The organism is Wenyingzhuangia marina (assembly GCF_900130035.1).
Taxonomy (GTDB): domain Bacteria; phylum Bacteroidota; class Bacteroidia; order Flavobacteriales; family Flavobacteriaceae; genus Wenyingzhuangia; species Wenyingzhuangia marina.
Window position 1 is genome coordinate 529,361 of sequence record NZ_FQXQ01000002.1, and the last position, 14,944, is coordinate 544,304.

9 protein-coding genes are annotated in these 14,944 nt (G+C 32.8%); 6 read left to right on the forward strand and 3 right to left on the reverse strand.

The window, feature by feature from the left end:
• The 6 genes from rpsI to BUB70_RS06260 all read left to right on the forward strand — a co-directional run bounded on the left by rpsI (position 1) and on the right by BUB70_RS06260 (position 6,141).
• Positions 1-387: a 30S ribosomal protein S9 gene (gene rpsI, locus BUB70_RS06235; protein ID WP_073119444.1), complete on the forward strand. Its 387-nt coding sequence runs from the start codon at positions 1-3 to the stop codon at positions 385-387.
• Positions 388-498: 111 nt separating this feature from the next.
• Complete coding sequence (rpsB, locus tag BUB70_RS06240) at positions 499-1,233, forward strand: 30S ribosomal protein S2 (RefSeq protein ID WP_073119446.1); 735 nt, start codon at positions 499-501, stop codon at positions 1,231-1,233.
• Between the two features lie 83 nt (positions 1,234-1,316).
• Positions 1,317-2,282 carry a translation elongation factor Ts gene (tsf, locus tag BUB70_RS06245; protein ID WP_073119449.1) on the forward strand — a complete coding sequence of 322 codons (966 nt, stop codon included), beginning with the start codon at positions 1,317-1,319 and terminating at the stop codon, positions 2,280-2,282.
• 136 nt (positions 2,283-2,418) lie between these two features.
• Complete coding sequence (gene pyrH / locus BUB70_RS06250; RefSeq protein WP_073119451.1) at positions 2,419-3,129, forward strand: UMP kinase; 711 nt, start codon at positions 2,419-2,421, stop codon at positions 3,127-3,129.
• Positions 3,130-3,137: 8 nt separating this feature from the next.
• Entirely contained in the window at positions 3,138-3,692 is a 555-nt protein-coding gene (gene frr / locus BUB70_RS06255; protein WP_073119454.1) for a ribosome recycling factor, read from the forward strand.
• Between the two features lie 112 nt (positions 3,693-3,804).
• The gene (locus BUB70_RS06260; RefSeq protein WP_073119455.1) at positions 3,805-6,141 is read left to right on the forward strand and encodes an efflux RND transporter permease subunit; all 2,337 of its coding nucleotides are present in this window, start codon (positions 3,805-3,807) and stop codon (positions 6,139-6,141) included.
• Positions 6,142-6,233: 92 nt separating this feature from the next.
• Here the strand turns inward: BUB70_RS06260 and BUB70_RS06265 are convergent, their stop codons facing one another.
• From BUB70_RS06265 to BUB70_RS06275, 3 genes are read right to left on the reverse strand one after another with little or no spacing between them, the layout of a single operon-like run.
• On the reverse strand, positions 6,234-9,164 hold the full coding sequence (locus BUB70_RS06265) for an exo-beta-1,4-galactosidase (RefSeq protein WP_200777478.1): 2,931 nt from the start codon (positions 9,162-9,164) through the stop codon (positions 6,234-6,236).
• Between the two features lie 21 nt (positions 9,165-9,185).
• A complete protein-coding gene (locus BUB70_RS06270) occupies positions 9,186-11,585 on the reverse strand; it encodes a beta-galactosidase (protein ID WP_073119822.1) in 2,400 nt (799 codons plus the stop codon).
• A 60-nt stretch (positions 11,586-11,645) separates the two neighbouring features.
• Positions 11,646-14,933, reverse strand: coding sequence for a DUF5107 domain-containing protein (locus BUB70_RS06275; protein WP_073119458.1), 3,288 nt, complete (start codon positions 14,931-14,933; stop codon positions 11,646-11,648).
• Positions 14,934-14,944: the final 11 nt, after the last annotated feature.

Below are 14,944 nucleotides of genomic sequence, written 5' to 3' on the forward strand. Positions count from 1 at the left end.
ATGGAAACTATTCACAAGATTGGTAGAAGAAAAACTGCCGTAGCAAGAGTATATGTTTCTGAAGGAAAAGGAAACATGACTATTAATGGTAAAGATTTACCAGCTTACTTTACTACTGGAACTTTACAGTACAAAGCTAAGCAAGCGTTATTATTAACTGACAACTTAGAATCTTTCGATATTACAGTAAATGTATTTGGAGGTGGTGTAACTGGACAAGCTGAAGCTATCCGTTTAGCTATTGCTAGAGCATTATGTGAAATTGATGCTGAGAACAGAGCAATCTTAAAACCAGAAGGATTATTAACTCGTGACCCTAGAATGGTTGAGCGTAAGAAATTTGGTCAGAAGAAAGCACGTAAGAAATTCCAGTTCTCTAAACGTTAATCTTACACATTATTATTTATTAAAAAAATTAATCGATTGTTTAGCAAAAATAGTAGAGACTTCTACAAAGAACTACTCCGCTATTGCTAACATCTAAACAATATCCATATTATGGCAAATATTCAAGAATTATTAGAAGCTGGTGTACACTTTGGACACTTAACAAGAAAGTGGAATCCAAGTATGGCTCCTTACATCTACACAGAACGTAACGGAGTACACATCATTGACTTATACAAAACTTCAGCTAAAATAGACGATGCATCTGCTGCATTAGAAAAAATTGCTGCATCAGGAAGAAAAATCTTATTTGTTGCAACAAAAAAGCAAGCTAAAGATATCGTTGCTGAAAAAGCTGGAGCTGTAAACATGCCTTACATCACTGAAAGATGGCCTGGAGGAATGTTAACTAACTTCGTTACTATTCGTAAAGCAGTTAAAAAAATGTCTCAAATTGATAGAATGAAGACTGATGGTTCTTTCGACGCTTTATCAAAAAGAGAAAAATTACAAATCGAACGTCAACGTGCTAAATTAGAAAAGAACTTAGGTTCTATTGCTGATATGACTCGTTTACCAGGTGCTTTATTTGTAATTGACGTTAAAAAAGAACACATTGCTGTTGCTGAAGCTAAGAAATTAAACATTCCTGTTTTCGCAATGGTAGATACAAACTCTGATCCTAGTGATATTGATTTTGTGATTCCATCTAACGATGATGCTTCTAAGTCTATTGACAAAATCTTAACCTTAACTACTGGAGCTATTGCTCAAGGATTAAGTGAAAGAAAAGCTGGAAAAGATGCTCCTGCAGAAACTGCAGCAGTTGAAGAAAAAGCTGAATAATCATATAAATTTAACATGAAACGGTACAAAAAAAATATAATTTTGTACCGTTCATTTTTATAAAAACTTTAAAACACAATACTATGGCAGATATTAAGGCAGCTGACGTGATGAAATTAAGAAAATCATCAGGAGCTGGAATGATGGACTGTAAAAAAGCTTTAATCGAAGCTGAAGGAGATTTTGACAAAGCAGTAGATGTATTACGCAAGAGAGGACAAAAAATGGCAGAAAAAAGAGCTGACCGTGAGTCTAGTGAAGGTGCTGCTATCTCTGTTGTTAATACTGATAAAACAGCTGGAGTTTCTATTGTATTAGGATGTGAAACTGATTTTGTTGGTAAAAACGAAGATTTTGTTGCTTTAGCTAAAGAATTAGCTGCTGCTGCATTAAACTTTAAAACAAAAGAAGAGTTTTTAGCTTCTGATTTTGGTGGTGTTTCTGTTGCTGACAAATTAGTAGAGCAAACAGGAGTTGTTGGTGAAAAATTAGAAATTAACGATTTTGCAAGAGTTGAGGCTCCTTTCGTTGGTTCTTACATTCACGTTGGAAACAAAATCGCTACTTTAGTTGGTTTATCTGAAGCTGTTGATGGTGCTGAAGCTTTGTCTAGAGACATTGCTATGCAAGTTGCTTCTATGGGAGCTACTACATTATCTTACAAAGATTTTGATCCTGAATTCGTTGCTGCAGAAACTGAAGCAAGAATTGCTGCAATTGAAAAAGACAATATTGAATTAGGAAGATTGGGAAAAACATTAAAAAATGTTCCTCAATATATTTCTAAATCTCAATTAACTGATGAAATAATGGCTAAAGCTGAGGCAGATGCTAAAGCTGAGTTAACTGCTGAAGGAAAACCAGAAAAAATCTGGGATAGAATCTTACCTGGTAAAATGGAAAGATTTATTTCTGACAACACTACTTTAGATCAAGAGAAATGTCTTTTAGATCAAAATTTCATTAAAGATGAAAAAATAACTGTTGCAGAATATGTTGCTGCTTCTAATGTAGAAGTAGTTGCTTTCTCAAGAGTAACTTTAGGATAATTTATATTCTAATTATAATATTTAAAACCTCTCATTTTTATGAGAGGTTTTTTTATGTAATAAAATCAAGAAACAAACTTATCAAGCTATAAATATTCGTGTAAAATTTTATATTTGCACTACCTAAATAACAATCATGCAATACAAAAGAATACTATTAAAATTAAGTGGAGAAGCTTTAATGGGAGATAAGCAATATGGTATAGATCCTAAAAGGTTATCCGAATATGCTCAAGAAATTAAAGCAGCTGTTGAAACTGGATTAGAAATTGCAATTGTAATTGGGGGAGGAAATATCTTTAGAGGGGTTTCTGGTGCTGCACAAGGAATGGATCGTGTACAAGGAGACTACATGGGAATGTTAGCAACTTGTATCAACGGTATGGCTTTACAAAGTGCTATAGAAGCTACTGGTGTTAAAACCAGGTTACTTACCGCTATTAAGATGGAAGAAATTGCTGAACCTTTTATCAAAAGAAGAGCTGTAAGACATTTGGAAAAAGGTAGAGTGGTCATTTTTGGAGCTGGAACAGGAAATCCATATTTTACAACTGATACTGCTTCTGTATTAAGAGCTATAGAAATACAAGCCGATGTTATTTTAAAAGGAACACGTGTAGATGGAATTTATACAGCAGATCCAGAAAAAGACAGCAACGCTACTAAATTTGATACGATTTCTTATAGAGATGTATTAGACAAAGGTTTAAAAGTAATGGATTCAACAGCTTTTACTTTAAGTGAAGAAAATAGCCTACCTATTTTAGTATTCGATATGAATACTAAGGGAAATCTTCAAAGATTAATTTCAGGAGAAAAAATTGGTACAGTAGTTACAGATAAATAATATACAAGATGAACGAAGAAGTTACATTTATTATTGACAGTACTAAAGAGGGAATGGATGCTGCCATTGCTCACTTAGTAAAAGAATTCGGAAATATTAGAGCGGGGAAAGCTTCGCCAGCTATGTTAGGGAGTGTAATGGTTAACTATTATGGTTCTCCTACTCCAATTGGTCAAGTTGCGAACATTAACACACCAGATGCTCAAACCATTACCGTACAACCTTGGGAAAAAAACATGATTCCTGAAATTGAAAAAGGAATTATTGTAGCAAACTTAGGTTTTAATCCTATGAACAACGGAGAGCACATTATTATTAGTGTTCCTGCTTTAACAGAGGAAAGACGTAGAGAATTATCTAAGCAAGCAAAAGCAGAAGCTGAGCATGCTAAAGTTAGTATTCGTAACATTCGTAGAGATGCTAACAATGATATTAAAAAAGTAGAGATTTCTGACGACGAGAAGAAAGTTGCAGAAGATAGAGTTCAAACTTTAACTGATACCTATATCAAAAAAGTAGATGAAGTATATGTAGTTAAAGATGCTGAAATCATGAAAGTATAAATTTACTTTCTACAAACTAATAACATAAAGCCATCTAATAAAGTACTTTGTTACTTAATTAGATGGCTTTTTTTATATAATTTTACACCCCTCATACAATTCTATACTTTTTATGAAATTTTGGAATACTGTTGCTAGAACCATTCTTATCCATAGAGTCGCTACCATTATTATAATAGCTGTTATTACAGGTCTATTAGCATCACAATTTAAGAATGTACAGTTTTCTTACACAGAAGCCAACTTACTTCCTGAGGACAATCCTGTAAATATAGAATATGATAAATTCCTTAATATATTTGGAGAAGAAGGGAATATTATTGTCTTAGCAGTTAAGGATAGTACTCTTTTTTCTGATGTAAAAAAATTTAATAATTGGATTGCGCTAGCAGATGAAATTTCATCTCATAAAAAAATAATAGAAGGAGTTGTTTCTTTTAGTAATATCAAAGAACTAAAGAAAAATGTTGAGGAGCAAAAATTTGAACTCACTTCAATATTTACCAAGAAAAAATACAATCAACAAGAAGTAGACAGTATTAGCAATCATATTTTTAATGATTTGCCTTTTTATGATCACCTCCTATTCAATAAAGAAACTGGAACTATTCAAACCATTGTTTATGTTGATAAACAAATTGTAAACACCAAAATTAGGTCTGATTATATAAAAGACACTTTTAATCCTCTTATTAAAAAATTTAACAAAGAAAATAACTTACAAGTTAGGGTTTCTGGAATGCCTTACGTTCGTAGTATGAACGCTGCCAGCGTAAAGTCAGAAATGGGAATGTTTGTGCTACTTGGTTTAGGAGTTACAGGACTTATTTTCTTTTTATTTTTTAGATCACTTAGGGCTACAGCCATCACTTTAGCCGTTGTTATTATTGGAGTGCTTTGGTCATTTGGTTTTATTGGTTTATTAGGATATCAAATATCTATTTTAACAGCTTTAATTCCGCCTTTAATTATTGTAATTGGGGTGCCAAATGCTATATTTTTAATTCATAAATATCAGCAAGAAATTCATAAACACGGTAACAAAGCAAAGTCTTTACAACGTGTAATTACCAAAGTTGGAAATGCAACTTTAATGACCAACCTTACGACTTCTGCGGGTTTTGCTACTTTTATTTTTACAAAAAGTACCATTCTTAAAGAATTTGGTGTTATTGCATCCATCAATATTATGGGGATTTTCATAATCTCTCTATGTTTAATTCCAATTCTATATAGTTTTATGCCTTTGCCAAAACCAAAGCATTTAAAGCATTTAGAAAAAAAATGGGTTGATACTATTGTGAAGGGAATGACTAAGATTGTTAGAAACAAAAAACCTTTTGTTTACATCGTCTCTTCTATTCTATTATTGATAGCTATTCTTGGTGCTTTTCAAATAAAAGTATCGGGTAGTTTGATTGAGGACATGTCTAAAAAAACACAATTCTATAAAGACATTGTTTTCTTTGAAAAAGAATTTGGCGGAATTTTACCTCTTGAAATTTTAGTAGATACTAAAAAAGAAAAAGGAGTGATGAATTTAGCGACCTTAAAACGTATTGATAAACTTGAGTCAGAAATTCTTAAAATTCCTGAATTCTCTAAACCTATTTCCATCAACAATCTTGTAAAGTTTACCAAACAAGCTTTTTATAATGGTAATCCTGATTTTTATAAATTACCAACCTCACAAGAAAAAAACTTTATTTTAAGTTATGCTCAAAATTCTGGAAGAGACACCAATGCCTTGTCTAACATGGTAGACAAAACAGGTCGTTATGCTCGTATTACCACTTTTATGAAAGATATAGGTACAGAAAGAATGGAGCAAATTCAAGAAGAGCTTCAAATTATTATAGATAAAAACTTTCCTAAAGAACGTTATAATGTAACCATGACAGGAAAAGCGTTGGTATTTGTAAAAGGAACTAATTATTTAATTCACAATCTAATCATATCTTTAGGTTTGGCAATTGTATTGATTGCTGTGTTTATTGGTGGATTATTTAAAAATTCTAAAATGATTTTAATCTCCTTAATACCAAACGTATTCCCTTTAATATTAACTGCTGGATTGATGGGATTTTTAGGAATTCCTCTAAAACCCTCAACCATTTTAGTATTTAGTATTGCTTTTGGAATCTCTGTAGATGATACCATACACTTTTTAGCCAAATACAGACAAGAATTAATAGCTAGTAAAGGAAAGGTTAGAAAATCGGTTTACAAAGCCATTAGAGAGTCTGGAATTAGTATGTTTTACACCTCTATTGTTTTGTTCTTTGGATTTTTAGTTTTTGTTATCTCTAGTTTTGGAGGAACCAAGGCTTTAGGAGGGTTGGTTTCTATCACTCTTTTGTTTGCAATGATATCTAACTTGGTCATCTTACCTTCTTTATTATTAACTTTTGAAAGAACTATTAACAAGAAAAAGAAATCTAAAAAATAATATCATATTTAAGTATATAAAAATCCCTGAGTATAAATTTTACTCAGGGATTTTTATTTTATTCACAATCTTCAAAATTTTAAAATCTTTAACTATTTATTTTGATTTGAATTCGGTTTTAATTCATCCGGACTGTCTTTGGTAAAAGTATCAAACAATTCTTTTGAGGGAGATTTAAATAGTTCTTCTATGATCTCTATATTCAATTCATTTTTAGGTTCAAATTTATACGAATCCATATAATCAATCAATGATCTATATAATTGTAAAGAAGCTGGTTTATTTTTTACCTCAGCAGATATATCAGCACTAGAAACCATTATTTTTCCATTCCCAACTTTGGCTTCAAAAACCATAGCCAATCTCCTGTTCATAAACCAAGTATCTATCGGCTGAATTAATGGACGAAAATCTGATGGAAAACCTTCAAGATTCATCACCTGTGCTCTATTCTGAATTTCCCACCATTGCAAATCACTATGATAACTTGTAGGAAAGTCAGCAAAAGCAGGGCTATCTTCTTGAATCAACATTCCCGTAACATGTGGAGGTCTCATTTTAAACCAAGAGGTATTCCAAAATACTGGCTGAAAATACATTTGTACTTCTTTTCCTTTTATTACTTTACCCGAAGCATTTAAAAATACATTTCCTCCTTTTTCTAAAATTTCTTTAGCTTTTGCATCTAAGCTTGTGGTATAATACACCGTAGAAACTGCCTTTTGTTTTGCTATTGGATATACCCAAAAATCCCAATCATTCACAAAATTGGTTCCTTGAACGCTCACTTCTAAATTTAATTTTGAAGCTTTTTGAATAGCTTCTAATGGAAATGTTAAAGAACCTACAAACATTCCGTTTCCATTGTCATATGTTTTAGCATCAAACTGACTAGACTTTAAAATTTGTCCTGCTTCATTTTTAATCGTCCAATGAATAACGGCATTTTCTAAAGGAGCTTTTCCTGAGTGAAATAACTCAACAGTAGCTTTAAAAGTTTCATTATTTTGATAAACAAATTTTGAAATTTCTGCCAAAGGAACCGTTTGATTACAAAATCTTGAATATTCTTTTGCTGTTACATAACCTTTTTCTTCCCAAAAAGCATCTAAAACACCTATAATGGCAGAACCTTGACCAGGAAAATCTTGTAAACCTAATAATTGAAAACCTGCATAACCTGGGGTTCTTAACATTTTTTCTATGTCAGTTTTATAACTCAACACTTGTAATTTTCCCGAAGCATTTAAAAAGTCTTTTGCCTGATCTCCCATATGATGATCTATCAAATCTTGCTGAAACATCTCAAAGTTTTTGGCTTTGTAAACACCTGTATATTTTTTGATTTCATCAAAATTTGGAAACACACAATACTGCCCCACTTCATGTGCAACAAATGGAACTATAAAAGGAGCAATACCTTTGCTAAAATCTTCTACCGTTTCGGGTCTATGACTTTTCCAATTCACACCTCTTACTCCACCACGAACCTGAAATTCTGCATTAGGCACTACTGGCCAACTCCCCCCAACAGACATTCCTGTATATACGTGCCTACTGTCTTTTTCTTTCCAAAAATCTACAAACTTATTTAAGTAAGAAACCTGATTTCCTGAAGGTTCATTTCCAGCTGATAACATCACAAAAGAAGCATAATTTCCATAATACTTATTCATTTTTAAAGTCTCATCATAAATATATTGATCTATCGGCTGACCTCTTCCTAGTTTTGGTCCATGATTCGTCCAAGTAGGTCCTTCTGGCTGTAAATAAATCCCTACCAAATCGGCAGCCATAAAAGCTGCTTCTGGCGGACACCAAGAATGAAAACGTACATGGTTCAATCCAAAATCTTTCGCTTTGTTAAATATTTTTTTCCAAGCATCTACCGTTGTAGCAGGATATCCTGTTAAAGGAAACTCACAATTATTTAAAGTTCCTCTTAAAAAAACAGGGGTTCCGTTGATTAAAAACTGATTTCCTTTAATACTAAACTCTCGCATTCCAAAAGTAACCTCTTTAGTTTGCTTCACTTTTTTAGAAGTCAATGTTACTTCTAAACGATACAAAGCTGGATCAAACTCATCCCATGTTAGCATTCCTTTTCCAAAAGGAAGTTCTATAGTAACCGTTTGATTTTCATTTTTAGATATCGCTACTTTTGTGCTAACTTCTTTTGTTTTATCAGACTTATCTGAATTAAAACTTTTGGCCTGAACACAGACTTTTCCTTTAAAATTTTGAAGTGAAGTATTTTTTAAATCAATGGTTACCTTTGCTTTTCTGTTTTTGATATCAGGATACACCTCTACATCTTCTATATATACTGGAGCAAAAGATTCTAAAGCCATTTTTCCTATAATTCCATTCCAATTTCCTTGCGTATGATCACTAATACTATGTGAATCTGGCCCAACATTTATTTTATCTCTGTTGTCAACTCTAATGGTAATTCTTTGTTTTCCTGGTTTTAAAAAAGCGCTTAAATCATATTCATGCGGAGCAACCAAAGAATTTTGTAAACCAACCTCTTGATCATTAATCCACACACGAGTTTCTATATGTGTCCTTTCTAAATGTAAAATCACGTGTTTTCCTCTCCAGTTTTTAGGAATAGTCACTTCTTTTTGATACCATGCTGCTCCCACATAATGCTTGGCAGGCGTTAACCAAAAGGGAATGTGAATATTATCTGGTTGACGGAATTTTTCTAAACTAGCTCTAAAATAAAAAGAACTATCGTAAATAGTACCTGTCCAATTAGTGCTTAATGTAATATCATCCCCTTTTAGATTCTTAGCCATAGAACCTGGCAATTTTACCAAATCTTTTAAATCTCTTTTAAACCACTCTGCTAAAACTCCTTCGTCTTTTCTATCTATTTCAAAATGCCAAGTTCCTTTTAAATCGATTTCATCACCTTCTTTAAAACTACTTAACGTAAAAATGGTTAATAATAAAAGACTGAAATATAAATACTTTTTTACCATGTTATCATGTTGTTTTTTGTTTAACTCACTCATCATCATTTATTTTAAAAATGATTAATGCAAGGTTACATTTACCTTATATTCTACTGATATTTTTGGTTCTTTAATTTCTAAAAAACTTTTTTTATCGCTAAAATCAGGAATTACGTTCTTGTCTAAATAACTCAAATAAGAAGCATCTTTATACATCGGCATAAAATAAAAATACATGTGATTACTTTTTAAGGCTTCTTGATATTTTTTTAATCCTATAGTCCAAGGTTTACTTGTGTACAAATCATCGGTTTGTAATTCTCCATTCATCATACAAATTCCACGATCTCCCATATAATCAAAAGTGATAAATACATCGTTGATGGTTGACAAATCTAAATAGGTAGATTTTAGTACAAAATGACTATTATCTGTTTGAATCAAATCAAGAGCAGGTGTTACTTTTGGAAGCGTAATACGCCAAGAATTACTATGAGGAAAGGTAGATTTTATAACTGTTAATTTTCCTTGTGTAGTATTTACATTGTCCAGAGCAGGATATACCGTAAAATCTATTTGTTCTTTATTGTTGCTGATGAATGAAACTTGTTTGTCATCATTTAAAACCACAGCATCACTCAAAATAATTTGTTGTTGATCGTCCTCTCCTACAGCGCACATTTTTAAAGCTTCTTCTTGAGGCAATACTAAAAAAGAAACACCATTGACTTGAAATTCGTTGATGCTGTTTTTTTTACAAACCACTACCGTATTTCCATTTTTCTTGAACGTTTTAGTTCCTTTTCCCTTTACCTTAACATTTCCTTTAATATGCATTTCTGGAGCAATACCATCCACAGCAACCATTACATGATAAGGCTTATTATTATTTACAAAGTGATAAAAAGGTTGAAGTGTTGCCATTTCAATAAGCACTCCATCATAATTAACATGAAAAGGAAAAATAGCAGAACTACCGGATTTTAAGGTAAAGGTTCCCGATGCTGGAAACTTCACTTCTCCTTTTTTAGTGTTAATTGTAATGTTGAGATCCTCTAAATCTTTTGTTTCTAAATGATCCTGAAAATTATGCATAAACAAATATCCTTTGTTTCCATCACTCCTAACAGAATAGCGTAAAGTCTCTGTGTTGCCTGGCTTGATTTCATCATTTGTTTTGGGTAAAACAGGATATAATGGAGCCAAATCATTCCCATAAGACTGTAGAAAATAGTTGATTAATTTTAAGGAATAAAAACCACTAGTCACTTTTCCAAATTCCCCAATGGGAGCTTGATAATCATAGGATTTATTATTCAATCCAGAACCTTCAGACATATAATAATTACCTACAGAAGGAGTCGTTCCTCCGTGATACATATAAAATCCAAGTCCATTAGTTCCACTTCCAACGGTACGAACCATTAATGGTAAAAAACTTTCTCCTGGTACTCTAGGTCTACGATCATAAGTAACAGCCATTCCTGTTCCTAATTCTGCTGCCATAGAAGGATACAAATTCACATCATAACTCACAGGAGCATAATCCGGATTTTGTTGTAAATCTTTAAACAAATAAAAAGACGAAGGTTTGTTTCCTGAAGTCCAAAATGGATAAGCATAACCTGCCATCACAGGAATAGATTCTTTTTCTATAATGGTAGCATACCCCCAACCTGTAGCGGTATAAATAGGAGCGACTAATCCTGCATCTATAGCTAAATTTTTAAGGGTTTTCATATGGTCTTTACCTACATTGGCAAACTCATTTCCTTTGTCATTAATTCCGACACCATCTTGTACAATTTTACGATCACGTCTCGCAGCAGTTCTCTCTTTTGGAGCTCCTATGTAAGTAAAAGCCCATGGTGCCGAAGAATGTTGATATTCATTCTCTATCTGAACCCCAACGATAGGACCTCCATCTTTAAACATCAAACCTTTTAATTGTTTTCCGATTTCTTGATAAAAACGATTGACATAATACAGGTAAGTTTGATCGTTGCTCCTTACATCTATAGGTCGTCCATACAACCAATCTGGAAGTCCTCCATTACGCATTTCTCCATGAGCAAAAGGTCCCACACGCATAATGACTTGTAAACCATTTTTTGCACACAATTCCGTAAAAGTTCTTACATCATAATCGGCTTCCCAATTAAAAACACCTTCTTTAAACTCATGTAAATTCCAAAACACATAAGTAGCTACTACCGTAATTCCACCGGCTTTCATTTTTTTTATTTCTTCCTCCCAATATTGATGTGGATAACGGCTGTAATGAAATTCTCCAATAACAGGAATAAACGGTTTCTTATTATGTTCTAAATAAAAACTATTCACACTAATAGTATCTCCTTTAGAATTACTTCCTCCTAAATCTAAATGATCTCGTAAAACATTTGTTTTTACATTTGAGACATCAATCTTATAATGGTTTTGAGCAAACAGTTTTACCTGATTAAATACGATCAAAAGCATAACTAAAATTGTAACATTTTGTTTTTTATTGACTTCCATAAGACTAAGTTATATATAATATTATTGAAGATTCATCAAGTCATTTAGCATTGATAAATGAATTTGCACTCCTTGATGATTGAGATCCATTTCACTAGCCTGTGTCAAATGTTTTTTTGCATTCACAACATCTCCCAATCCATAAAAACCAAGTCCAAGCATATAGTGACAGTGAATTTTGTTACGGAAAATTAAATCATCATCCCAAATCAATAAATCAGGTAAGGAAACCGCAAAATAATCTAATTTAATGATGTCATTTAAATGTTTCTTTCCAAAAGCTACCAACGCATGAAAACGTTTTTTTGCTTCTTCTTTTCTGTCTAATTTAAGCAAAGCCAATCCTTGATAAAATATTTTATCTGGTTTTTGATCATTATAAAAAATAGCGGCGGCTGGTTTTGTATCTCCGTCTTTAGCTAACTCCCAATAATGACGTGCTTTTTCTAACTCTCCTAAACTTTCATAAGCACATCCTAACCAGTAATAGAAATCATTTTCTTGTGCTCCTGATAATTTCCCTTCTCCTAAATGATGAGGATATACCAAACATTGTTTTAACAAATTAATTGCTTGTGATTCGTTGTTACCCGCTAAAAATTGTTTTGCCAACTCTACCCTAGCTATTTGATATTGCGTAGGTACTTTTCCTTCTCCTCCTTCCCAAGGATGGAAAATTCTTTGATCAATCCATTCAATCGCTTTAATGTATTTCCCTGATTGATTACATAACGTAGCATATTCTAAATACACATCATCACGTTGTAATACTAGATCGATATGTTTTTCCAAAAATACTAATCTTTCTGAAAAAGGTTTACATAAACGCTTGTACAACTGATCTAATTCCATAAGAATACGAGCATCCGTAGTATCTAATTCAAAAGCTTTTTCTAAAGTAACCAAAGCTTTTTCTTCTTGTTGTAATTTATTAAAATAAGCCAGTGATAAATTTCTATGTACCGTTGAAAAAGTAGCATCAATACTTACCGATTTTTCCCAACAAGCAATGGCTTCTTGGTACTGACGTTTGTCATACCACAAGTTCCCTAAATAATAAGGAGCTTTGGCATCCTTTATATTTATTTTTTGTGCAGCTTCTAAAGCTAAAATAGCTTCTAAACGGTTTGGAAAACAATATTCTGGTGCATGATTAGTAGCCAATTCAAACACAGATTTACTCTCTTTATTCGCCAAACTCAACGCCCAACCCATATAGTAATAAGTCATTGGAGTTGTAGCACAAACTTTTGTTCCAGCTTCTAATAACTGAACTGCTTCACCATACATTCCTGCAGCAATATAATCCAAGGCTACCACTTCATAATTATGGATTTCTCCTCGCATTACTTGGTGCATTTCTTTTAAATCTTCAGTTTTATTTGTGATTAAATATGATTCAAACCTACATCCAAAATTGAACAAATCTATTTTTAAAGAATCGTTAATTAAAGTCAATGCTTCTTGTGCTCTTCCTAATTTTCTTAAAATAGCCGCTTTTAAAGTTCTCGCTTTATGGTTATGCCAATTACGAATTAAAGATTTCTCTACTTCGTACAAAGCTTCAGTTAAATTGTTTTGCACACATGATATTTGAGCACACCCAAAATAACCTGCATCTTGCATGGCAGCATTCCAACACGATTTGTAAAAAGCATCATACGCTTCTTTATGTTTTCCTTGGTATTGTAAAGACAATCCTAAATTGTAATGAGGTTCTCCATCGTATGGATTTGGATTGCGTTGTAATTGAGTTTTAATGGCTTTTTTAAAGTAGGTTTCAGCTTCTACAAACTTTCCTCTACGCAACAACCAAAGCCCCATAGCATTGTTATTTCTAACATCAGAAGGATCACGTTTTAAAGCTTCTAAATAGTAATCAGTCGCATTATAAGTGGCATGGCGATATTGTTCTAAATGCAACCCTGTTAAATACAATTGTTCACAAGTATCGGTTTCCTCAGGAGAAAAAGCTGCTTTGGCTGCTTCTGGCGTTTCTTTTCCTTCTTGTTCTTCTGCCTTGATACTCAATAATTCTCTTCCATTTTCAGCATACACAGATAACACCAAATTGATAACCTCAACATCACCTATAGAAACTTCTTTTTCATAAACTTGTTCCGGACTTAAATCTAAAACCTCATCAAAATATCCCTCTAAAACAACATTGGCATTTTTTTGTAACGAAGTAACAAATACCTGTACAATGGCTTTATCATCTTTTTTATGGATGTTTAACAACACATCTTGTGAAGCATTTTTAACCATTCCTAACTCACGATACGGCAAGAAATATTGAGTAAATGTTTTTTCTTCATAAGGTTGCATCCATGTAAAATCTGGTTGGTTGTCTGTATATACCCCTGCCATTAATTCAATATAAGGGCCATCCTCATCTGTTAAATTTCTATCCCAGGCTTTTCCAAAATCTCCATTTCCCCAAGTCCATTGTTTTTTTCCTGGTGAAATGTGATGGTTGGCAATATGCAACACTCCTGCTTGTGTATCATTTTCATAACCACCAACAAAATTGAATTCTGAGTTGATAGCCATGTATGAAGTAGGTACAGGGATGTTTTTATAATTAGAAATATCCACTCCTTCAGAATAATCTACTTTGTAATAAGTTCCAGTAGCAATTGGAAAGGTAGAAACATCTCTTTTTCCATGATCAAATACTGCATGTACATCTGGGGGGAAAACGGATTGATAATGTTCGTTTACTGCTACTGCTGGATTCGCCCACCATAAAAAAGTTTGAGGAACTGGTGTTGGATTGTATAATTTTCCTTTAATTTCTAAATAAGCTTTTCCGGGATGTAACGTAAATCCTGCCATCCCTTTTTGATGAAACATTTTTTCATTTTCACTTACCCAAACCGTAATACTTCCATCTTCATTATTTTCAATGGTATGGTCTACAGGTAAAAAAGTACTAGGGCGATGATGTTGTGGCCAGTTGAATTCTATTCCTCCAGAAATCCAAGGACCTGTAAGTCCTACCAAAGCAGGTTTAATGACTTGATTATAATAAATAAAATGACGTTCTTTTATTTTATCATATGCCATTTGAACCCTTCCACCAAGCTCAGGTAAAATCATCACTTTTATATATTCATTTTCAATATATACAGCTTTGTAAACTTTGTCCAGCTTCTCATCTTCAATCTTTTCCACTACGGGATAAGGATATACTGCTCCACTACTTCCTTGGTACACCCTTTTTTCCAAAAAAACAGGGTTCTTCTCTGCCTCTCCTATTTCGTAAGTAGGAATCACAACCTCTTCTTCCCAAGCATTAACACTCATCTTTTTATTTA

Coding starts and splice junctions, on each gene's coding strand:
- rpsI (WP_073119444.1), top strand. CDS start 1: ATGGAAACTATTCACAAGATTGGTAGAAGAAAAACTGCCGTAGCAAGA.
- rpsB (WP_073119446.1), top strand. CDS start 499: ATGGCAAATATTCAAGAATTATTAGAAGCTGGTGTACACTTTGGACAC.
- tsf (WP_073119449.1), top strand. CDS start 1,317: ATGGCAGATATTAAGGCAGCTGACGTGATGAAATTAAGAAAATCATCA.
- pyrH (WP_073119451.1), top strand. CDS start 2,419: ATGCAATACAAAAGAATACTATTAAAATTAAGTGGAGAAGCTTTAATG.
- frr (WP_073119454.1), top strand. CDS start 3,138: ATGAACGAAGAAGTTACATTTATTATTGACAGTACTAAAGAGGGAATG.
- BUB70_RS06260 (WP_073119455.1), top strand. CDS start 3,805: ATGAAATTTTGGAATACTGTTGCTAGAACCATTCTTATCCATAGAGTC.
- BUB70_RS06265 (WP_200777478.1), bottom strand. CDS start 9,164: ATGAGTGAGTTAAACAAAAAACAACATGATAACATGGTAAAAAAGTAT.
- BUB70_RS06270 (WP_073119822.1), bottom strand. CDS start 11,585: ATGCTTTTGATCGTATTTAATCAGGTAAAACTGTTTGCTCAAAACCAT.
- BUB70_RS06275 (WP_073119458.1), bottom strand. CDS start 14,933: ATGAGTGTTAATGCTTGGGAAGAAGAGGTTGTGATTCCTACTTACGAA.